Consider the following 19,019-nt stretch of genomic DNA (forward strand, 5'->3'; position numbering starts at 1 on the left):
TAATCATATCATGTCCTATACTTCTTGTCTCTAGTTCCCATTTAATTTAAACATTTCAACTCATTTCCTGATCATTGGTCCGTCCATATTCAAAAAGGGCTGAGATCGAGACTTATTCTCCGTATATATATGAAGACGATACGGTCCACCCCTTAGAGAGTTTTCCTATCGTATGTACGGAAATAATAATCATATGGATTCTTATCATCTTTTTTCCCTTTTGTTTCTGATACTAGTGTCCACTCTGATTCATCGTACTCTGGAAAGTACGTATCCCCTTCAAAGCTTGCATCAATATATGTTAAATACATACGGTCAGCGTAAGGAAGCATCTTTTCAAAAAGCACACTACCCCCGATAACAAACCATTCCTTATCCGGTTCATTTTTATCCATTTGAAGGATTTCATCAATAGTATGGATCACCGTACAACCTTCTCTGTCATACTCTTGATTTTTAGTGATGACAATATGCTCTCGTTCAGGAAGCGGCTTTCCGAACGATTCAAATGTCTTTCTTCCCATAATGATAGTCTTCCCCCAGGTCATATCTTTGAAGAATTTAAAATCGTTAGGGATATGCCAGGGAAGATCGTTATCCTTTCCAATTAGTCGGTTGCGATCCATTGCAAAAATGAATGATATCATGTGTTCCACCTCTTCCTAAAATTTTAAACGGCTACGGGTGCTTTGATGCTCGGGTGAGGATTATAACCTTCAATGGAAAGATCCTCTAGTTCGAAGTCAAACACACTATTCTTCTCTTTATTAATAGACAGAACTGGCAAAGCCTTAGGTTCACGATTTAATTGTTTTTTAATTTGTTCTCTATGATTGGAGTAAATATGTGCGTCTCCTAAGGTATGGATGAATTCACCAACTTCTAAACCACATTCATGTGCGATTAAATGAGTAAGAAGTGCATAGCTTGCGATATTAAACGGCACACCTAAGAAAATATCTCCACTTCTCTGATATAATTGGCAAGATAGCTTTCCATCTGCTACATAAAACTGGAAAAGGACATGACATGGCGGGAGAGCCATATTGGACGGTACGTCCTCTGGATTCCAGGCGGTCACGATATGTCGTCTGGAATCAGGGTTTGTTTTAATGTTTTCTATCACGTTTTTCAGTTGATCGATGACCTCCCCGCGGCTCGATTGCCACTGGCGCCACTGTTTACCATAAACAGCTCCCAAATCTCCAAACTTTTCAGCGAAGTCATCGTCCTCTAAAATATGTTTTTTAAACTGGTCCATCTGTTGATCATACTCTGCTTTGAAGGCTTCATCCACCTGGCTTCTGCGACCGAAATCTGTCATATCCGGTCCATTATAATCTTCGCTTTCGATCCAGGATTGAAACGCCCACTCGTTCCAAATATTATTATTGTGTTGAAGAAGATACCGAATATTCGTGTCCCCTTTAATAAACCAGAGCAATTCACTTGCAATAAGCTTAAAGGGTACACGTTTGGTGGTCATTAACGGGAAACCGTCCTGTAATTGGAAACGCATTTGGTGACCAAACACGGAAAAAGTCCCTGTCCCTGTACGGTCTCCTTTCTCTGCACCTTCCTTCATCACATGATCACATAAATTCAAATAAGCTTGCTCGTTTTTCATGATTATCATTCTCCTTCTTTCCCTAGTTGTTGTTCACGATCAAACTCTTCTAAAAACCGGACCATAAAGTGATGTCTGTATTCAGCCTCTTTTTTCCCACTTTCTGTATTGATCAAAGTAGATAAATGAAGTAATTTTTCATGAAAGTGTCCAATCGAACTTTGACCACCTGAACTATAGATGGGCTGGTTTTGCGAACCTCCGTAAGCGAAAGCTCTGGCTATTCCAATCGCCCCTATAGCATCCAAGCGATCAGCATCCTGCACGATCGCCCCGATCAGGGAACGTGGATTCTGTCCTTTACTAAAGGAAACAGTTCCGATCGCATTACATATGGTTTCCACATCTTCTTCTGAAAATCCAACAGTACGTAGGAAATCGTCTCTAACAATAATAGCTTCTTCAGGTTTTTTAAAAAGTTTCCGATCTCCGATATCGTGCAGCCATCCAGCTACTTCACAAAGAAAGGGATCTTCGCCTTCTTCTATAGCTAAATTCCTTGCCCAAACTGCTACCCGTTTCATATGTTCAACATCATGGCCAGAAGAGTCTTGATTAAAATATTTCTTAACGAATTGTTCAACTTTTTCCAGCACTTGTCTTTGTTCCATAGTTGCCTCCTAAAAATTGAACATGTCCATTTGTCTTGGATTTAAGTCATCATATTTAATATTTAATAATTCCTGCATTTCCTTTGCGTTTTCGGCAGCATCTCCACCGGAATTGTTATTAAAAAGCAGAGTCACTTCTGGAGTTTTTTCTTCAAGCTTTATCACTTGTTCTTTCCATTCCTTTAATTCCTCTTCATTATACCGATACAGAAAGCGAACCTGACGCCAATCTTTTCTTCCATTCTTGTTCCATCCATGAACATTGCGACCATGGAACCGAACGAGTGTTTTCTCCGGATGCGTCGGGACGAGGACTCTAGGTACGGACCCTTCTCCTGCTTGTGGTTCATCACAAATACTGTGAATCCACTGTTGGTCTTTCATAAAAGAAAGTGTTTGCTGATAGTAATCCTTTTCAAACCATGTACGATTCCGAAATTCCAACGCAAGCGGGTAATCTTCAAGCCATTCTCGTATATACCGTAATTTGCGGATATGTTCTTTCCTTACATCGAACCAAGGGGGAAATTGAAAGAGTAAGGCATTGATTTGTCTTTTTTCCCACACTGGCTGAATCGATTCTTCATACCTTTTTATTAAATCCTTTGCTTCCTGCACGGACCTTGTTTCACAGTCATGGCCAGTCAGTTGCTGGAAGGCTTTGATAACAAAAGAGAACGATTCAGGAGTATCTTTAAGCCATTTTTCATAACGGCTGGGAGGTTGGATCGCATAAAAAGCGGTATCCACTTCCACTACAGGGAAGTGGGAAGCATAAGCGGAAAGCTTCTCCTCAGATCTTGTTCGATCAGCATAAAGGGATGGATGGTCCCCCCATCCAGTCAAACCAATATGAATCGGCATCATTTTCCCTCCTTAATCATATGTACCAAGATTATTGTAGCAAAATCATTAAAGGAATCCCAGAATGATTCTCTCTTCGACCATAAATCAAAAGCTGAATGATCAGGATGGTACAGCTTTGTTATTACAACACCTGCTAAGTCAATACGGATTCCTTCCTCGACAATAGCCTGTGTTCATGATTGTACCTGAATCATGCTTGAAGACATATCATCATTCATTTAAGAAGAGTTTTATTTAGTATAAATTTAATTAAATCAGAATATTGACGCTCCTTTTTTCATACGATATATTTGAACTAAGCAAATAACGTGATCGGAAAGATAAATGACAGGTAGTTCCTCATAGAAATGCTTCGGATTTTATTTTTCCAAGCTTCTGTGAGTTTTTTTCGGTCTATTATTTGTAATTTCCACGTCTTACGTGCAAGATTTAGGAGGAAACAAATCATGCAAAATGGTACAGTAAAATGGTTTAATGCGGAAAAAGGATATGGCTTTATCCAAGTTGAGGGTGGAAACGACGTATTCGTTCACTTCTCTGCGATCCAGGAAGAAGGATTCAAATCATTAGAAGAAGGTCAAGCTGTTACGTTCGAAATCGTAGAAGGCGACCGTGGCCCACAGGCTGCAAACGTTGTGAAAGAATAGATCATAATAAAAAGCAACCCCTTGATGGGTTGCTTTTTTTGTTTTATTCCTCTTTATAATACTCTTCAAAAAATATAATAATGCCCATGCCCCCTTCCTGAATGTATCTCACTTCCATCAATTTAAGTCAAGACTTCCTTTATTTTAAATAAACTTTGTGGAAAGACTAATTATCACCACTTGTCTTATAGTTCAAACCATCGTATAATGAACGGCTGTTGATTCTTTCACCCGCGGTTCGCAAATTCCCGCGAAACCAAAACTAAGGAGGATATACGATGAGTAATGAGTTACTTTGGATTTTATTTGCTATTATTAATTTTGGATTATTATTAACTGTTTACCGCATTTTTGGGAAACCAGGCTTGTTTGTATGGATCGGTATGTCAACAGTAATTGCCAACATTCAGGTCGTTAAAACAGTCGAAATGTTTGGGTTGAATGCAACTTTGGGGAATATTGTTTACGGGACTGCCTTTTTGGCGACAGATATCCTCAACGAAAAGTACGGAAAGCAAGATGCAAAGAAAGCTGTATGGATGGGTTTCACTACTTTGATTACAATGACGATCATCATGCAGTTTGTCCTGCTATTCCATCCAGGAGAAAATGATATCGCTCAACCTGCTCTTGAAACATTATTCGGATTGGTGCCAAGGATCGCCATCGGCAGTCTTATCGCATATATTGTGAGTCAATATTTTGATGTTTGGCTTTATGCAAAATTGAAGCAAATTTTTTCTTCTGACCGAAATTTGTGGATAAGAAATAATGGCAGTACAATGATCAGCCAGTTGGTAGATACATGCATATTCTGTCTTATCGCTTTTTATGGGGTGTACCCGCTTGATGTGTGGCTAGAGATTTTCCTGACTACTTATGTCATTAAATTCCTCGTAGCCGCTTTAGATACTCCATTCTTCTATCTTGCTAAAAAAATGCCGCATTCGGAGTGAAGGAGGTTTGATTCATGATTGAAGTTTATACCGATGCTGCCTGTAATGGGGACCCAGGTATGAGTGCTGCCGGAATTATAATTAAAAACAATCAACAAATAGAAGCGCACCAGTTTTCCCTCGGGATATGGACAAACCACGAAGCCGAATTCCATGCAATTATACGAGCACTTGATCTTTGTAAAGATAAATATCCTGGACAAATCATTTCTGTTCGATCTGATTCAAAAATTGCAGTCGATACACTGGATAATCAACATACGAAAAATGAAAAATTTCTCCCCTTATTACAAAAGGTATTGGAATTAGAAAAAAAGTTCTCCTATGTCTTCTATAAATGGATCCCGGAAAAACAAAATAAAAATGCAGACAAACTAGCAAAAGATTGCCTGCAAGCAGCACAAAGCCCGGATCAACCATGATCCGGGCTTTGCTTCTAGTCAGTGATTTGTTGTTTCGGCAATGGAGAGGCGTGATTCGATGGCTTCGTAAGCTTGACGCTTTTGCTTAATGTGAGGGCTGGATACATATTCCAAAACGCTTATAAAAAAACTCGGATCAAAAGATTTTTGGATTTTCAGCGTCATCCTCAAGGCGATAATCGTTTTCCATTCCGTAGCATTAGTAGAGTTCTTACCAAAATAAATAAATTGTACATCTTCATCGCTAAGTTTGAAACCTTTACTCCAGAGATCCTCAAGGTAATAAGCTAATGTATTTCTGTCCATAAGATGCTCCTTAACTAAACCTGCAATCAGCATGAAAAAGTTTAATTTTATGACATTTTCATCTTATCATAATCATATCAAAAAAGATCAGCCGGGTGGAGACTCACCTGGCTGAAATCGATTGTTCATATGTTTTTTTGGGGGAACGAGCAGACTTACCTCTCAACATATCCAGAACTGATTGAGCAGGGGCATTTCCGACTTTAGCCAGTAGATAAACCATCAAACTGCTATATACGGCCACGACTAGCATGATGATGATCAGCATAAATTTGCTCTCACCCTTCTAATTGAAACTGATTTTCATTACTAATTAGGATTATAGCAAATAACAATTCACACTGCAACGTATTTCGAATATTCAGACCCGCTCCTGAAGCGCTCTCTCTTCTGCTGGAATTCTCACTGCAAGCACTAATAAATGTAAAAAAGGAAACACGAGCGCTGTTGTATAAGCATGAAATAGAACCGGTATCACCAGTAGTTCGAAAAATACGATAATATAGTTAGGGTGGCGGATATATTTATATATACCCTTACGGATCGGCTCTTCGCCGGGGATTATGAGAATTCTGGTATTCCAACGCTTACCGAGTGTTGAAATACACCAGACACGTAAGACTTGCAATAGGATGAAGGCGCCAAGTGCAACATAAAAAACTGGTGTGAACAGATAAGAAGTCCACATGTATTCAGCCATAATGGAAAGGAAGAAAAAAGAGTGTAAGATAATAAATAAAAAATAGTGTCCTTCTCCCCGCTCTTTCGCTCCTCTCTCCAACATCCATTTGCGATTCCTGTTCGCCAGAGCAAGCTCCCCTAATCTTTGGAAAATGAGGAATGAAAAGATTAACCACAAAAGTATCTCCATCTACATCCACTCCAAGCTGACCATTTCTGAACTAAATCCAGGTCCCAGTGATGTCATAATAGTTCTGGTTCCTTTGACAGGCTGCTTTTTTAGTGCTTCATGTAATACAAAATGAACAGTCGGTGAAGACATATTGCCATGACGTTTCAAGATATTTTTTGAAATCTCAAGGGCTTGCTCATTTAAATTGAACGCTTCTCTATATCCTTCCAGCACTTTCCTTCCTCCGGGATGGGCTATAATAAAAGGGAATTCCGATATTTTCCATCCCTGATTTTCAGTGAATTCCCTGGCATGTACGCTCCAAAATTCCTTAACTAGTCTCGGTATGCTTTTATTGAAAATAACTTCAAAACCTGTGTCTATAACTCTCCATCCCATCACATTGGTGCTATACCGTTTCGTTCTTGAACTCGTCTTCAATATTTTAGCTAAAGGTACTTTTGCTTTTTGTCGTAATGGTGATTGGTCCCCGATGACAAGGACCGCTGATGCACCATCCCCAAAAAGGGCGGTACCAACAAAGTTACTCACTCGTGAATCTCCAGGTTGGAATGTTATGCTACATAATTCAACGCAGACAATTAGAACATTTTTTTCTGGATGGCCAAGCAACCATTCTTGTGCTTTCGCAACACCGCTCGTCCCTCCAGCGCATCCTAACCCGAATAAGGGCGTACGTCTGGTGTTTTCATCAAACTTCAGCTCATTCATTAGATAAGTATCCAGAGTTGGTGTCGATATTCCGGTTGAAGATATAAAAAGGATATGATCGATAAGCTCAGGAGAAATATTTACACTCAACATCTCTTCATTTGTTAAGCAAGACTGAACCGCCTGGGTACAGTATTGAAGTGCTTGAGTATGATATAACTCGTTCCGTTCTTGCAACCCATGTTCATCCTTAAACCAAGCAAGTGGAGCCGCAAATTGTCGTTCATTGATCTCTGCATTCTCAAAGATAGGAAGTAACCTCTTTTTTTCTTTTTCCTTTAGAGGAAACAAGTTATATACCAGCTTTTGTATATCAGATTGTGTAAATGAATGGTCTGCACAACGGATTCCTGTCGAGAGTATGTATGGCATCGTCATCCCCCTTTGTAATAATATGCGCAGCAAAAGGGATAATTATGACGGCTCCTGACGATTATCCGTCGCTTGATAGGCTCAGCAATAAACAACGAGTCTAAAACTATATAGTTTTAGACTCGTTTTTGTTATCATTCGTTATTAGATTTTTAAGCACCTTTTATTTCTAAGTTTTCGTTAAAAACCATATATAGTCATTCCGCCATCTACAAATAGCGTCTGCCCTGTCATATAATTACCCGCATCAGAAGCAAGGAAGACAGCGGCACCGCTTAATTCCTCAAGCTTACCAATACGGTTCAGAGGGGTCCGTTCGAGTATTGCTTGCACATACTCCTTGTCCAGTAATAATTTTTCTGTTAAAGCAGTAGGGAAATACCATGGACCTATTGCATTGACATTAATATTATATTTGCCCCATTCCAGCGCTAAATTTTTGGTCATCTGTATGAGCGCACTCTTCGTCATAGCATATACCACACCTGTTCTTAGAGCTGTGTGTCCGCCGACGGAAGAAATGTTAATGATCTTTCCTTTTCCTGCTTCCTTCATCACCGTTCCTGCATATTGAGAGAGGAAAAATGCACTTCTCATATTCGTAGAAATGATTTGATCCCACTCTTCTTCAGTTACATGCTCTGCTTCACTTCTTATATTCATTCCCGCATTATTCACCCACACGTCCAAGGAACGGCCTTCTCGTACTTTTTCTACTTCTGATTTAATTTGTGGGTATTCATTAATATCGTGGCAAATCGTAAAGGCTTTTCGCCCCAACGCTTCCACTTCCCCTTTTGTTTGTTGCAGATCCTTTTCGTTTCTTGCAATGATAATCACATCTGATCCGGATTCTGCAAAAGCTAGTGTTATGGCTTTACCAATCCCTTTTGTTCCACCGGTAATAACCGCCAGTTTATTATCTAACCTGAAGTCTGGTAAGTACATTAAAAATCCTCCATAAATAACATTGAATTTTCAGTATAGTATAACATTTTTGCAAATTATTTACATAATTATGTGCCTGCCATAGAATAATGTTTGTATACAGTAGAAAGGGGTCATAAAAATGAAGAAATGGATACTCGCCTTAGGAATTTTAAGTGTAGTAGCCGTCGCTGGTTGTGGAAGCGATTCAGAAGAAGGCACCAATGGAGAAACAAATAACGAAACAGAACAAACAAGCGAGAATCAAGAGATGGATGAGCAAGCGGTGAAGAAAGAATTACTTAATGTTCAAATGGACTTGACAAATACGTTCAAAACTTTCCAACAAAAAATCAATGCTTATCAAGAAGCTCTATCAGCAGAAGAAGTAGATGAACAAGCGATCCAACAAACTGGTGAAGAAGCGAAAAAAGCTGCAAGTGAGGGAGCTGCAGCGGCAGGTGATTATGCAGTGGAGGCAGATTTGCCAGAAGAGATGAAAACAAACATTGAAGAAACACTTCCTGCTCTTCAAGCTTATTATGAAGAAGTAGAAACTGCTTTGACAGACAACATGGAGAATGCTGATTTTACAGCTGCTGAAGAAAAGTTTACTGAATTCAACGATCAATTCGGTGAAATACTTCAGGATGCAGGCTTCCCAGCTACACCTAACTTGATGAAAGAAATGTCGTAATAGATACGATGATAAATTTAAAAAGCCCGACTGCAATGGCAGTCGGGCTTTTTAAATTTAATATTGCCTGCAAACTTCAACTATAATGGATATTTAGAAACCATAAATCTTTTTATACTTTTCAGTCAAGTAGTGAACAAGATAATCAGGATTCAATCCTTCTCCTGTTACATCATTCATAATCTCCAAAGGTTTTTTCATCTTGCCATATTGATGAACATTTTGTGTAAGCCAATTTTTAATTTCTTTAAAATCTCCAGCTTCAACCCATTTGTCCACATCAATAGATTCTCGCATTTTTGCATCTAACTGTGCAGCATACATATAACCTAAGGCATAAGAAGGAAAATATCCGAAGTCTCCCCCGGACCAATGAATATCCTGAAGCAATCCTTCTGCATCATTCTCAGGGACAACACCTAGATAATCTTTCATTTTCTGATTCCAAAGCTCAGGTAAGTCCTTCACTTCAATTTCGCCGCCAATAAGTGCTTTTTCTAATTCGTACCGTACCATGATATGCAAACAATAGGTAAGTTCATCAGCTTCAATTCGGATAAGAGACGGTTTCACTTCATTGACAGCCCGGTAAAATTTTTCTAATGGTAAGCTTTGAAAGCTATCGGGAGCGTATGTTTTGAATAACTCGTAATGGCTTTTCCAAAACCCTTTACTTCGTGCAATAAAATTTTCCCAAAACAGAGACTGTGATTCATGAATACCCATACTTGTCCCATCTGCCAGGGGAGTGAAAGCTAATTTCGAATTGATATTTTGCTCGTATAACGCATGCCCACCCTCATGAATCGTACCAAAAACTGCTGTTCGGAAGTCTTTTTCATCATATTTGGTAGTGACCCTAACATCATTCGTATTCAAACCGATAGCGAAAGGGTGCACAGTTTCATCTAAACGGCCTGCTTCGAAATCATATCCCATCCGTGCTAAAATCGCTTCACTAAACTGTGCCTGCTTTTCTTTCGGGAAATGACCTTCGAGAACAGAAGGGTCTGGTTGGATAGGAGCTTCCTGGGTCTGATTCAGTAAATCCGTCAAGGCTTTCCTTACTTTAGGAAACACTTCATCCAATACCTCGACGGTAACACCTGGTTCATAATTATGGAGCAGCGCATCATAACGATGGTTCTTATATCCCCAATATTCAGCGAACTTACGATTATACTCTACAAGCTGCTCTAGATATGGGCGAAAGCTCTCAAAATCATTGTTTTCTTTCGCTTCTGCCCACATCGACTCAGCTTTTGATTGGAGTGTGACATAAGCCCGATATTCGTCTGTTGGTATTTTTGCGGTTTTATCATAAGTTTCTTCTGCTTCCTCCAGAGCCCTCTCCAAAACCGAATCGTCTACATTCCCTTTCAGTTCATCGATATACTCACGCATTTCAGGGGATGTCTGGATTTCATGAACTTTTTGCGACAGGACACCTAAAACTTCTGAGCGACCTTCTATCCCTTTTCGTGGAGCTTTTGTCCGCATATCCCATGCCATCAATCCAATCGCTTCCCCATAAGCTGACTGTTCTTTTAAAAGATCCATGAATTTTTGTTCTGTTGTACGATTCAAAGCCATCTCTCCCTACATAAAATGATGCCTGCTTGAATGGATTAGGACGTTAAAAGCCAAAGCCTTTTCCATTATTCGGCTTAGACTTCAATTTCTTGCCGAAATATTGGTAGTAATCGGTCTTGATAAATCCATTAAAGAGCTTTCGTTTTTTTGTTGCGGATGCACCGTAAAGCTTCTCGAACCCTTCATGGGAAGTAAGGATATATACACTCCATGTTGGGTGGTCGCGCATAATAGAACCAAGATCACGATACATCTCTTCTACTTCTTCACGGTCACCCATTCGCTCTCCATAAGGAGGATTTGACACAAGGTAGCCATTTTCCTGCTTCGGATTAAAATCGCTTGCCTGCATTTGCTTCCATGTAATCAAATCACCGAGTCCTGCTTCCATCGCATTTTTCTTAGCAATGTCAATCAAGCCAGGGTCTATATCTGATCCCACAATGTTCAATGCTTGATCATAATTAGCAGATTCTTCTGCTTCCTGGAAAGCTTCGTCCCAAACTTTTTGGGAAATGAACCCCCAATTTTCAGAAGCAAACTCCCTATTGAAGCCAGGTGCAATATTCTGCCCAATCAATGCGGCTTCAATAGCAATAGTCCCTGATCCACAAAACGGATCTACAAACGGTTGATCAGGGTTCCAGTTCGTAACTTGTACAAGAGCAGCCGCGAGTGTTTCTTTGAGTGGTGCTTCTCCTTGCCCCACACGATAACCCCTCTTGTGCAAACCACTGCCTGACGTGTCGAGGGTCAGAAGGGCTTCATCTTTATGAATGGCTACCTCCACCCGGTAAAAAGCCCCTGTCTCTTCTAACCAAGTTGAAATCCCGTGTTTCATTTTAAGTTTTTCGACAATCGCTTTTTTTACAATAGATTGGCAGTCAGGAACACTGTATAATTTAGACTTTACCGATTTCCCGACCACAGGAAATTCTCCTTTTTCATCTATGAATGCTTCCCATGGTAAAGCTTTCGTTTTTTCAAATAGTTCATCAAAAGTTGTAGCTTTGAATCTTCCGACTTGTAACTTAACCCGATCTGCACTACGCAACCATAGATTAGCTCTCGGAATCGCAGACACATCCGCTTCAAAAACGACACGGCCATTCTCCACCTGGATATCTTCATAACCCAGTGCTTTAACCTCTTTCCCAACAATGGATTCCAGTCCCATAGCTGATGTTGCAATTAAAGTAACCTTTCTTGGCATTTTATTACCTCCTATTATGTAACAATAAAAAACCCTTCTAAAAAGCTTTAGGCTTTTCAGAAGGGTGTGAATTGTATCATTAGCGACCTTTGAATACTCTGTAAGCCATGTTTTGTCCCATTGTACTGCAATCGGTGGTCAACCTCGTACTCCGGTGGCAATCATCTATCTGCCGTTAAACGGCCTCTTCTCTGGTTCATTTCCCATTAAAAAGTGCCCCTACCTATATTTGGGTTGCTCGCTCGTGGGGTTTACCTCGTTCCACTCGAAGTATTTCTACTCCGACTCCGTCACTGTGGCACTTTCAAGGTATTCATTCCCTATCCGAAGACGTAGGAATTTTCCCTGCCGTAAGTTCTTAAGAACTCCCTTGACTTATGGTTTCGTCAAGCACGAACACTACAAGCATCTCAGCTTGTGCGAGCATGGACTTTCCTCTGCATGGTTGAACCAAGCAGCGATTACCCGAGTATTCAAATGTTTTGGTTTTAATGAAGTTAGGAACGTCATAATTGACGTGCTAATTCATTATAACAAATCGCCGAACCTTTGTCACATGGAAAATCCAGGTGAATCAATCGGCATATTTGTTTCCGAAAACAGCCTTTTCTAAATTAGATACACGCTTCAAAATGTCATAGTTGACTTGATGGTTATTCGTTGATGTTTGTGTTTGTCTCTGCCGCTGAGTCGACTCACGGGAGGACATCTTTTTCAGACGTTCATTCTCTTGCTCCAACCGTTCAATCTCCTGTTGAAAACGGTCGTAATCCTGGATAATCAAATCAAGGTACTCATCTACCTCTTCCTGATTGTACCCACGCATAGAAGTTTTAAAGTCTTTCTCCAGTATATCCTTACCGCTCAAATGATACTCTTCTAAGTTCATTTTTTTCACCTCTGTTCAACACATTATCTTTATTTTTTCAGAAGGTCGCTTAATTGTCAATTTCATTCTAAATTTTTATTGGCTCCAGTAATCGGGATCAGCCATTCGAAGTTCTTCGACCGTTTCATCTATATCTAAGGGAGTGATATATAATATTTGGTAATTTCCCTGTTCTTGAGCTTTTTTAGCCAGGCGTAAGAAGTATTGCGGGCTACCTTCCGTATCTTCATCATAAAGCACAAGACAACCATCGGAATGATCGATAAGAAATTGGTCTTTAGCCCTGAATTGGTATGGTCCTTGATAACCTTTCTTATATATCGGCTGATAAAAGTCAGCAAGCATGGACATTTCTTCGTAAATCAATTTCAAATCTTCCGGCCATCTCTCTTCTTGATTCTCAAATGGCGGGAGGACGCCCAGGTTAATTTCAAACTCCTCTTTTAAATCTAAAACAATTTCAGCTGTCCAAAGTTCCACCCCCATTTGTCCAGATATGAGCACCCACTCCAGTCCTTCATCTATGTATGATAAGAGTCTCTTTTTAATCGTTTCTTTAACAAATTCTACCTTAGGGTCTTTCTGTTTAAAAATCCCCATTTCCATCGGCTTGTATCCTGTTACCACCAGAGTCTTCATGTTGATCCCTCCTTAAAATGGGTACCTATTATTTTATAATGGATTGATAAAAAAAGAAATAAGCCACAACTAGTGGCTTATTATCCTTATCCGTTTGATCCAGGTCCCATCATCGGCATCTGGCCCTGCCCCATCATCGGCATCTGGCCCTGCCCCATCATGGGCATCTGGCCTTGCCCCATCATGGGCATCTGGCCCTGCCCCATCATCGGCATCTGGCCTTGCCCCATCATCGGCATCTGACCTTGCCCCATCATGCCTTCCATATCATCATCGTTCATCATGGGCATTTGACTTTGCCCCATTTCCTGTGGGTTCATATAGTCCATCCAATTATAATCCGGGGAAGACCCTTGAGGAAAAGCGAAATCCTGTGTCTGAAAATTGTTTTGTTCAGAAACCATATATGGGAAGTAATGGTTATTGTTCAACATGTGATTATTTCTTACTAAAATATGCGTCGGGTGGATATAATCCTGATTTTCACAGAAATAATTATCTACTACGCAGTTTTGGACGGGACATACAACCGGGCGGCGATTCCCTGCTGGTGACATCGGTCCACAACCGCAAGAGCCCTGCATAGATTGTTGATGCATTATGCTTTCACTCCTTGTTCTGTATTCCTTATCAGCGTATGTCACAAAACCCATGAATGTACTAGGCGATATCATCATATCCATTAGTTTATTAGAGTTAATAGCCTTTTTGGAATAAAGCACAAGCGCCCTGGCTCAAGAAAAGCCCATAAACAAAACGGATGGAGAAAGTTTGAGTTCCTTTTCCGAGGGAGGATGGATCCTGGCTCTGAAAATTATTAGACGAGCATTTTTCCTTCTTATATTTATCCTTCCACAGTTAAGCACAAAAAAGAGAGATGATTTTTCACCTCTCTTTTTTGTGCTTTCCTTATTGGTCTTCTGGCAAATCCGAGGGTGCAAAAGAAAAAGGAAGAATCTCTTCCATTGTAAAAGTCTTTGTTTCCCCTTGAAGGTTCGTAGTAAAAATCGTTACATCTGATCCGAAGAATTCACTCATGACCTGGCGACATGAACCACAAGGGGGTACAGGTCTCTGTGTATCAGCGACAACCGCAAGTTTACTAAACTTGAAGTATCCTTCTGTGATAGCTTTAAAAATGGCTACCCGTTCTGCGCAACAAGTAACTGGGTAAGCAGCATTTTCTATATTACATCCTGTAAATAGTGTTCCATCCTCCGTTAAAAGAGCTGCTCCTACAGGGAATTTAGAATATGGTGTGTATGCTCTCTCCCGAATTTTCTTAGCTTCATCTATTAATTGATTTTTTTCCATTATTTATCCCTCCCTATTCAATGGGATAGCAATTATATACGAGTTTTCTGAAAATGTAAAGCGTTTACAAGTTTATTTCCCTTCAGCACATTGAGCAAACAAATAATTGACACATGTGTCAGAAAAAAGTTTATACTGAAGAGGATGAAGTAACTGCAACAATAGGAGGAGAAAAAATGAAGACAATACTTACCTACAACAAAATCGTCTGGATGTTTGTCATTCTGTTGATATTCACAGGTATTTTTACTTATTTTCAACTACCTAAGAGAGAAATCCCTGAAATCAATGTAAATGTTGCGTCTATTTCTACCGCTTATCCCGGGGCCACTCCACAAGAAGTGGAACGAACGATAATCAATCCACTTGAAGAAGAACTTTTGGATACGGTAGGGATTGATGAAATTACATCGGCTTCCACTACAGGATTTGGAACAATAACTGCTACTTTATCAGGAGATGTAAATACCGAGACAACAAAAGCACAAATACGCCAGACTGTGTCGGATGTTTCACGTAATTTCCCAGATGAGGTTCAGAATCCGAGTGTTAATACAGATCTCTCCACATCAGCAGTAGCCTCTTACCACCTTTTAGCGGATAACCGTTCGTCATTGTACAATCTAAGAAATGTAATGGGTGAATGGGAAGATCAATTAACAAGTATACCCGGGGTCGATTCCATATTAATCAAAGGACTACCAGAAGAAAAAGTTTCGGTAACTTTAGATAATGATCGATTGAATGAAAACCAGTTAGCTCCCTTTTCGGTTATTAGCACGTTACAAGAAGAAATCAGTCCTTCAGCAATTGGTACAGAAAAAAACAATGGTGAAATCAAACAACTGGTTTTCACTAAGTACACAGACATTGAAGAAATGGAGAAGCTCAATGTTGGCCGATCACCTGAAGGAGAATCGATAGCCTTAAAGGATGTTGGAAGCATTGAAATAACAAATCAAAACGTGGATGATCTCATTTCCTATGATGATCAATCAGCCATATCTGTTACAATCCTTGCAGAAGAAGGAGTCAATATCAGTGCCCTTCAAAATCAACTGACAGACCGTATGGAGGGATTATCAGAAGAACTACCTTCAGGTATAACCGTCGATCGCTTTTATACCCAAAGCACAGTCATCGATGAAGTGTTCTCAAGTCTTCTTACTTCCTTTTCTATATCTTTCCTGGCTGTCATCATTATTATGATCTTAGGGTTGCCAATATCGTCCGCACTTTTGGTAGCACTTGCCATCCCGATTTCCATTATTATCGGTTTAACACCTTTACCTTATGTCGGGGTAGATTTAAACCAAATTTCCATTATAGGAATGATTATCGCTATAGGAATACTTGTGGATGATGCCATCGTCGTGAATGATAATATCCAACGTAGATTCCAACTCGGGGACGATCCACTTGAAGGAACCCTCAGGGGAGTCAAGGAAGTCGGAAAATCTATTATCACCTCTACCTTGATGATTATATTCAGCTTTTTTCCATTGACCTTTTTATCAGGGACAAATGGTGATTTCATTCGGGCTTTACCATCCGTTCTCATTTTTACACTCATTGCATCGACTATTATTGCTCTGACCTTCATTCCTACCGTACAGTATGTTAGGAAAAGAAGGCGGAAAAAGAGGACAAAAGCAAAAAACGGTATACTAGGCAAAGTCTTCGATCGACTAGAGGGTGTTTATGCGGACCGTATATTACCTTTAACCACCAAAAAACCATTCATTACAGCTTTCGCCGGTTTGCTATTATGTGTACTACTCGCTTTGTTAGTGATACGTATACCATTCGAGTTTTTCCCTGCTGCGGACCGTCCAGAAGTAACAATTTCTATAGAAAATCAGCAGGGAACAACACTAGAAGATACGGAAGAGCAATTAAGAGATATGGCTGGTTTTCTCGAATCAGCCGATGAGGATGTTACAGAGACAGCTGTATATGCTGGATCTGGCCTGCCGAATCTTTTCAGTTCTGGTCTTAACCGATCTGGAGAAAACACTGGCCAAGTGCTTGTTCGAATTGACAGAGAACAATCGAGTGCCACTGCATTTATGAACGAGTGGGAAGAACCGTTGAGGGAAAAGTATCCGGAAGCGGAAATTTTTCTGGAAACTATTGTATCTGGTCCTCCTCCCTCCCCACCAGTACAAGTGAAAATCCAAGGTTCCAATATAGAAACATTGATTGAGGAAGCAAAAAATGCAAGACAAATGTTAAGTGAAGTGGAAGGTGCCGAGATTGCGACAATCAATGCAGAAGTCCAGCCATTTATTGAATATAGGCCAGATCGTTCCGTTCTTACAGAAAACGATATCAATGTCGATCAAGTAACTTCACAAATTCAACTAGCTAACTCTGGAGTTCCTATTGGTACTTTTGATAATGGTATCGATCGATTACCAATGGAAGTAATCATCGATGATGGTGTTGAAGAAGGTGTAGCTCTGGATCAGTTGAATATCCTCAGCCAAAATGGAAATGGCCCTCCAGAAATTCTTTCTTTAAACGAAATCATTACGACAGATTCTACGGAAAGAATTGGCGTCATCCCCCATTTGAATGGGGAACGTACTATTACAGTAGAAGCATATCCAGAAGAAGGAATGGAACAGACATTCAATCCTTCCGCCAATGAAACGGTGGAAGAAATCGAAAACCAATTACCTGAAGACTATTCGCTTGTGAAAAGCGGAGAATCGGATGCTCGTACAGACTTCTTTGTCGAAGTCGCAAAACTGTTCGTCATCGTCCTGTTCCTCATATATTTGACTATTGCTATACAGTTCAATTCCCTTTTAATGCCTTTACTCATCACTGGTACGGTATTCTTAGCAGTTACTGGAGCAATTGTAGGGTTGTTCGTCTCAGGGGAACCACTCAGCTTTCTAGCTGTGCTTGGAATTGTTTCACTATCGGGAATCGTTGTAAGGAACTCTGTCATTCTTGTCGAATTCATGGAACAAAATCGTCATCTTTATAAAAACAGAGTGGAAGCAGTCATTGAAGCTGGAAGGACTAGAATGCGACCTATCGTTCTTACTTCCTTAACATCCATTGCAGCTTTGTCGCCTATTATCTATTCTGGAGATGTGTTGTTCAAGCCACTTGCAATATCGATTGTATCTGGACTGTTATTCTCCACTATTTTAACTTTACTTCTTGTCCCCTCTTTTTATTTGATAATTACTAAGCAAAAAAACTCAGAATGAAAATAAGAAAAGCTCCCCTTCACTGGGAGCTTTTTTCATTTTTTTCTATATCACTTAATATCATGTCGAGTACATAATGGGAGGATTGATACAGTTCTTTGAAACGTTTCCGATGGACATCTAAATAATAGCTGTGAAGAATAATCATTTCCATATTTTCATGCGTAGACTTCACTTGGTTTGGATGAACATTAGCTTTTCGGTTCTTCACAAAACTTTCTGCTGCTTCCATCCATTCATTATTTAGTTTAAACATAGGAGCTGTTTCTCTTTTCACCTCTTCAAAGAACTCATAACTTTTTTTATCCACAGGTCCATCCGTGTTTAAAAAGCGGAGATGTTGACGATCAATAAGTTCCTTCATCTCTTCCGTATATTTTCTTAAAGACATTGTTCCCACACCTTTCTTACTACACTTTACCATGAGGGAACAAAAATCAGCAATCAGCCAACCGAGCGGCGTTTCGCTTGTTGTGCAACTTTACCCAAGTAATCCTGGCGCCTCTCTTTTTTCATTTTCTTTAATTCATCGCGAAGATAAAAAACTTCATCTCTCAATTCGTCGATCTCTTTACGGTGGGAGACGGTCATTGTAAATACAACCTCATTAGCTTTCAACGTAAGGCGGCGTTCAAGCAAGGAGAATTTTTCCTGCAACTGAGACAACTGCTCTTCGAATTCGTTCGGTGTGACGACGCTATTTTTCATGATACTAATCCCCCTTTTTATGTTGCTTTATAATTTCTCGATTCCATGCATATCTCCTTCACTAATGACAAGACTAGAACTAAAGCAACAAAACAAGTCAATTGAGACTTTACCTTCGACAAAAAAGGAGAAATCCGAATGGCTAAGAGGAAGAATGAAAAGAAAAACAAAAAACCGACACCAGCGAAAACAGACAATCCAAAATTATCTGGTGAAAACCGTCCTTCAACATAAGTGGTCGAGAAGCTGTTGCTATTGTTTTTAGCGACAGCTTCTTTTTACATTAAAATTCTTTATAATATTTCCTTCAATAAATGGCAGGAATTTCAGATCGCCATCCTCAAAAAAGCAGAAGATTTTCCGAACAGATATATAAGTTTCAACTATAAAAAATTCGGGTAATTTTGTCGAGGACAGTT

22 protein-coding genes and 1 other RNA gene are annotated in these 19,019 nt (G+C 39.8%); 5 read left to right on the top strand and 18 right to left on the bottom strand.

The genetic code is table 11. The annotated features are described in order from the left end of the window. Positions 1–152: 152 nt before the first annotated feature. The 4 genes from BMZ58_RS11305 to BMZ58_RS11320 are packed head-to-tail and all read right to left on the bottom strand — an operon-like array spanning position 153 to position 3,102. Complete coding sequence (locus BMZ58_RS11305; protein WP_075036668.1) at positions 153–647, bottom strand: dihydrofolate reductase; 495 nt, start codon at positions 645–647, stop codon at positions 153–155. A 23-nt stretch (positions 648–670) separates the two neighbouring features. Then, on the bottom strand, positions 671–1,627 hold the full coding sequence (locus BMZ58_RS11310) for a thymidylate synthase (RefSeq protein WP_075036669.1): 957 nt from the start codon (positions 1,625–1,627) through the stop codon (positions 671–673). 5 nt (positions 1,628–1,632) lie between these two features. Then, positions 1,633–2,238, bottom strand: a complete 606-nt coding sequence (locus BMZ58_RS11315; protein WP_075036670.1) for an HD domain-containing protein — start codon at positions 2,236–2,238, stop codon at positions 1,633–1,635. 9 nt (positions 2,239–2,247) lie between these two features. After that, on the bottom strand, positions 2,248–3,102 hold the full coding sequence (locus BMZ58_RS11320) for a DUF72 domain-containing protein (protein ID WP_075036671.1): 855 nt from the start codon (positions 3,100–3,102) through the stop codon (positions 2,248–2,250). Between the two features lie 449 nt (positions 3,103–3,551). Between BMZ58_RS11320 and BMZ58_RS11325 the strand changes: the two genes are divergently transcribed. The 3 genes from BMZ58_RS11325 (at position 3,552) to BMZ58_RS11335 (ending at position 5,130) form a co-directional block, all read left to right on the top strand. Beyond that, complete coding sequence (locus BMZ58_RS11325; RefSeq protein WP_035504999.1) at positions 3,552–3,752, top strand: cold-shock protein; 201 nt, start codon at positions 3,552–3,554, stop codon at positions 3,750–3,752. Between the two features lie 278 nt (positions 3,753–4,030). After that, the gene (locus BMZ58_RS11330) at positions 4,031–4,708 is read left to right on the top strand and encodes a queuosine precursor transporter (protein WP_075036672.1); all 678 of its coding nucleotides are present in this window, start codon (positions 4,031–4,033) and stop codon (positions 4,706–4,708) included. 14 nt (positions 4,709–4,722) lie between these two features. Continuing rightward, positions 4,723–5,130, top strand: a complete 408-nt coding sequence (locus BMZ58_RS11335) for a ribonuclease HI family protein (RefSeq protein WP_075036673.1) — start codon at positions 4,723–4,725, stop codon at positions 5,128–5,130. A gap of 18 nt (positions 5,131–5,148) precedes the next feature. On the opposite strand, the gene BMZ58_RS11340 is transcribed toward BMZ58_RS11335, so the two are convergent. The 5 genes from BMZ58_RS11340 to BMZ58_RS11355 form a co-directional block, all read right to left on the bottom strand. Continuing rightward, on the bottom strand, positions 5,149–5,469 hold the full coding sequence (locus BMZ58_RS11340) for a DUF6123 family protein (RefSeq protein ID WP_244151540.1): 321 nt from the start codon (positions 5,467–5,469) through the stop codon (positions 5,149–5,151). A gap of 70 nt (positions 5,470–5,539) precedes the next feature. Next, positions 5,540–5,704, bottom strand: coding sequence for a hypothetical protein (locus BMZ58_RS21135; protein WP_167360069.1), 165 nt, complete (start codon positions 5,702–5,704; stop codon positions 5,540–5,542). A gap of 93 nt (positions 5,705–5,797) precedes the next feature. Further along, a complete protein-coding gene (locus BMZ58_RS11345; RefSeq protein WP_075036675.1) occupies positions 5,798–6,307 on the bottom strand; it encodes an isoprenylcysteine carboxyl methyltransferase family protein in 510 nt (169 codons plus the stop codon). Continuing rightward, a complete protein-coding gene (locus tag BMZ58_RS11350) occupies positions 6,308–7,393 on the bottom strand; it encodes a type III polyketide synthase (RefSeq protein ID WP_075036676.1) in 1,086 nt (361 codons plus the stop codon). A 180-nt stretch (positions 7,394–7,573) separates the two neighbouring features. Beyond that, positions 7,574–8,341: an SDR family NAD(P)-dependent oxidoreductase gene (locus BMZ58_RS11355; RefSeq protein ID WP_075036677.1), complete on the bottom strand. Its 768-nt coding sequence runs from the start codon at positions 8,339–8,341 to the stop codon at positions 7,574–7,576. A 121-nt stretch (positions 8,342–8,462) separates the two neighbouring features. On the opposite strand from BMZ58_RS11355, the gene BMZ58_RS11360 reads away from it, so the two are divergent. Next, entirely contained in the window at positions 8,463–9,017 is a 555-nt protein-coding gene (locus BMZ58_RS11360; RefSeq protein ID WP_075036678.1) for a hypothetical protein, read from the top strand. 93 nt (positions 9,018–9,110) lie between these two features. Here BMZ58_RS11360 and BMZ58_RS11365 read toward each other — a convergent pair whose 3' ends face one another. The 7 genes from BMZ58_RS11365 to cdd form a co-directional block, all read right to left on the bottom strand. Then, on the bottom strand, positions 9,111–10,610 hold the full coding sequence (locus BMZ58_RS11365) for a carboxypeptidase M32 (protein ID WP_075036679.1): 1,500 nt from the start codon (positions 10,608–10,610) through the stop codon (positions 9,111–9,113). Between the two features lie 43 nt (positions 10,611–10,653). Next, positions 10,654–11,823 carry a THUMP domain-containing class I SAM-dependent RNA methyltransferase gene (locus tag BMZ58_RS11370; RefSeq protein ID WP_075036680.1) on the bottom strand — a complete coding sequence of 390 codons (1,170 nt, stop codon included), beginning with the start codon at positions 11,821–11,823 and terminating at the stop codon, positions 10,654–10,656. A gap of 96 nt (positions 11,824–11,919) precedes the next feature. Continuing rightward, an RNA gene (gene rnpB, locus BMZ58_RS11375) (RNase P RNA component class B) lies at positions 11,920–12,296 on the bottom strand. Between the two features lie 101 nt (positions 12,297–12,397). Further along, entirely contained in the window at positions 12,398–12,712 is a 315-nt protein-coding gene (gene gpsB / locus BMZ58_RS11380) for a cell division regulator GpsB (protein ID WP_075036681.1), read from the bottom strand. A 75-nt stretch (positions 12,713–12,787) separates the two neighbouring features. Continuing rightward, positions 12,788–13,351 (bottom strand): SLOG family protein, encoded by a 564-nt coding sequence (locus BMZ58_RS11385; protein ID WP_075036682.1) that lies wholly within the window; start codon positions 13,349–13,351, stop codon positions 12,788–12,790. Positions 13,352–13,437: 86 nt separating this feature from the next. After that, positions 13,438–13,950 carry a CotD family spore coat protein gene (locus BMZ58_RS11390; protein WP_075036683.1) on the bottom strand — a complete coding sequence of 171 codons (513 nt, stop codon included), beginning with the start codon at positions 13,948–13,950 and terminating at the stop codon, positions 13,438–13,440. Positions 13,951–14,260: 310 nt separating this feature from the next. Next, positions 14,261–14,665 (bottom strand): cytidine deaminase, encoded by a 405-nt coding sequence (gene cdd, locus BMZ58_RS11395; protein ID WP_075036684.1) that lies wholly within the window; start codon positions 14,663–14,665, stop codon positions 14,261–14,263. 176 nt (positions 14,666–14,841) lie between these two features. Between cdd and BMZ58_RS11400 the strand changes: the two genes are divergently transcribed. Next, complete coding sequence (locus BMZ58_RS11400; protein WP_075036685.1) at positions 14,842–17,892, top strand: efflux RND transporter permease subunit; 3,051 nt, start codon at positions 14,842–14,844, stop codon at positions 17,890–17,892. A 19-nt stretch (positions 17,893–17,911) separates the two neighbouring features. On the opposite strand, the gene BMZ58_RS11405 is transcribed toward BMZ58_RS11400, so the two are convergent. Both BMZ58_RS11405 and BMZ58_RS11410 read right to left on the bottom strand, forming a co-directional pair. After that, positions 17,912–18,283, bottom strand: a complete 372-nt coding sequence (locus tag BMZ58_RS11405; RefSeq protein WP_075036686.1) for a YppE family protein — start codon at positions 18,281–18,283, stop codon at positions 17,912–17,914. Between the two features lie 53 nt (positions 18,284–18,336). After that, positions 18,337–18,600: a hypothetical protein gene (locus tag BMZ58_RS11410; RefSeq protein WP_075036687.1), complete on the bottom strand. Its 264-nt coding sequence runs from the start codon at positions 18,598–18,600 to the stop codon at positions 18,337–18,339. Positions 18,601–19,019 lie beyond the last annotated feature (419 nt).

It is taken from the genome of Halobacillus dabanensis (assembly GCF_900114165.1).
GTDB lineage: Bacteria > Bacillota > Bacilli > Bacillales > Halobacillaceae > Halobacillus > Halobacillus dabanensis.

Excerpts from the sequence above, each read along its gene's own strand:
- BMZ58_RS11365 (WP_075036679.1), bottom strand. The coding sequence starts at position 10,610 with ATGGCTTTGAATCGTACAACAGAACAAAAATTCATGGATCTTTTAAAA.
- cdd (WP_075036684.1), bottom strand. The coding sequence starts at position 14,665 with ATGGAAAAAAATCAATTAATAGATGAAGCTAAGAAAATTCGGGAGAGA.
- BMZ58_RS11410 (WP_075036687.1), bottom strand. The coding sequence starts at position 18,600 with ATGAAAAATAGCGTCGTCACACCGAACGAATTCGAAGAGCAGTTGTCT.
- BMZ58_RS11405 (WP_075036686.1), bottom strand. The coding sequence starts at position 18,283 with ATGTCTTTAAGAAAATATACGGAAGAGATGAAGGAACTTATTGATCGT.
- BMZ58_RS11355 (WP_075036677.1), bottom strand. The coding sequence starts at position 8,341 with ATGTACTTACCAGACTTCAGGTTAGATAATAAACTGGCGGTTATTACC.
- gpsB (WP_075036681.1), bottom strand. The coding sequence starts at position 12,712 with ATGAACTTAGAAGAGTATCATTTGAGCGGTAAGGATATACTGGAGAAA.
- BMZ58_RS11385 (WP_075036682.1), bottom strand. The coding sequence starts at position 13,351 with ATGAAGACTCTGGTGGTAACAGGATACAAGCCGATGGAAATGGGGATT.
- BMZ58_RS11400 (WP_075036685.1), top strand. The coding sequence starts at position 14,842 with ATGAAGACAATACTTACCTACAACAAAATCGTCTGGATGTTTGTCATT.
- BMZ58_RS11320 (WP_075036671.1), bottom strand. The coding sequence starts at position 3,102 with ATGCCGATTCATATTGGTTTGACTGGATGGGGGGACCATCCATCCCTT.
- BMZ58_RS11350 (WP_075036676.1), bottom strand. The coding sequence starts at position 7,393 with ATGCCATACATACTCTCGACAGGAATCCGTTGTGCAGACCATTCATTT.
- BMZ58_RS11340 (WP_244151540.1), bottom strand. The coding sequence starts at position 5,469 with ATGCTGATTGCAGGTTTAGTTAAGGAGCATCTTATGGACAGAAATACA.
- BMZ58_RS11335 (WP_075036673.1), top strand. The coding sequence starts at position 4,723 with ATGATTGAAGTTTATACCGATGCTGCCTGTAATGGGGACCCAGGTATG.
- BMZ58_RS11305 (WP_075036668.1), bottom strand. The coding sequence starts at position 647 with ATGATATCATTCATTTTTGCAATGGATCGCAACCGACTAATTGGAAAG.
- BMZ58_RS11330 (WP_075036672.1), top strand. The coding sequence starts at position 4,031 with ATGAGTAATGAGTTACTTTGGATTTTATTTGCTATTATTAATTTTGGA.
- BMZ58_RS11390 (WP_075036683.1), bottom strand. The coding sequence starts at position 13,950 with ATGCATCAACAATCTATGCAGGGCTCTTGCGGTTGTGGACCGATGTCA.
- BMZ58_RS11325 (WP_035504999.1), top strand. The coding sequence starts at position 3,552 with ATGCAAAATGGTACAGTAAAATGGTTTAATGCGGAAAAAGGATATGGC.
- BMZ58_RS11345 (WP_075036675.1), bottom strand. The coding sequence starts at position 6,307 with ATGGAGATACTTTTGTGGTTAATCTTTTCATTCCTCATTTTCCAAAGA.
- BMZ58_RS21135 (WP_167360069.1), bottom strand. The coding sequence starts at position 5,704 with ATGCTGATCATCATCATGCTAGTCGTGGCCGTATATAGCAGTTTGATG.
- BMZ58_RS11360 (WP_075036678.1), top strand. The coding sequence starts at position 8,463 with ATGAAGAAATGGATACTCGCCTTAGGAATTTTAAGTGTAGTAGCCGTC.
- BMZ58_RS11370 (WP_075036680.1), bottom strand. The coding sequence starts at position 11,823 with ATGCCAAGAAAGGTTACTTTAATTGCAACATCAGCTATGGGACTGGAA.
- BMZ58_RS11315 (WP_075036670.1), bottom strand. The coding sequence starts at position 2,238 with ATGGAACAAAGACAAGTGCTGGAAAAAGTTGAACAATTCGTTAAGAAA.
- BMZ58_RS11310 (WP_075036669.1), bottom strand. The coding sequence starts at position 1,627 with ATGAAAAACGAGCAAGCTTATTTGAATTTATGTGATCATGTGATGAAG.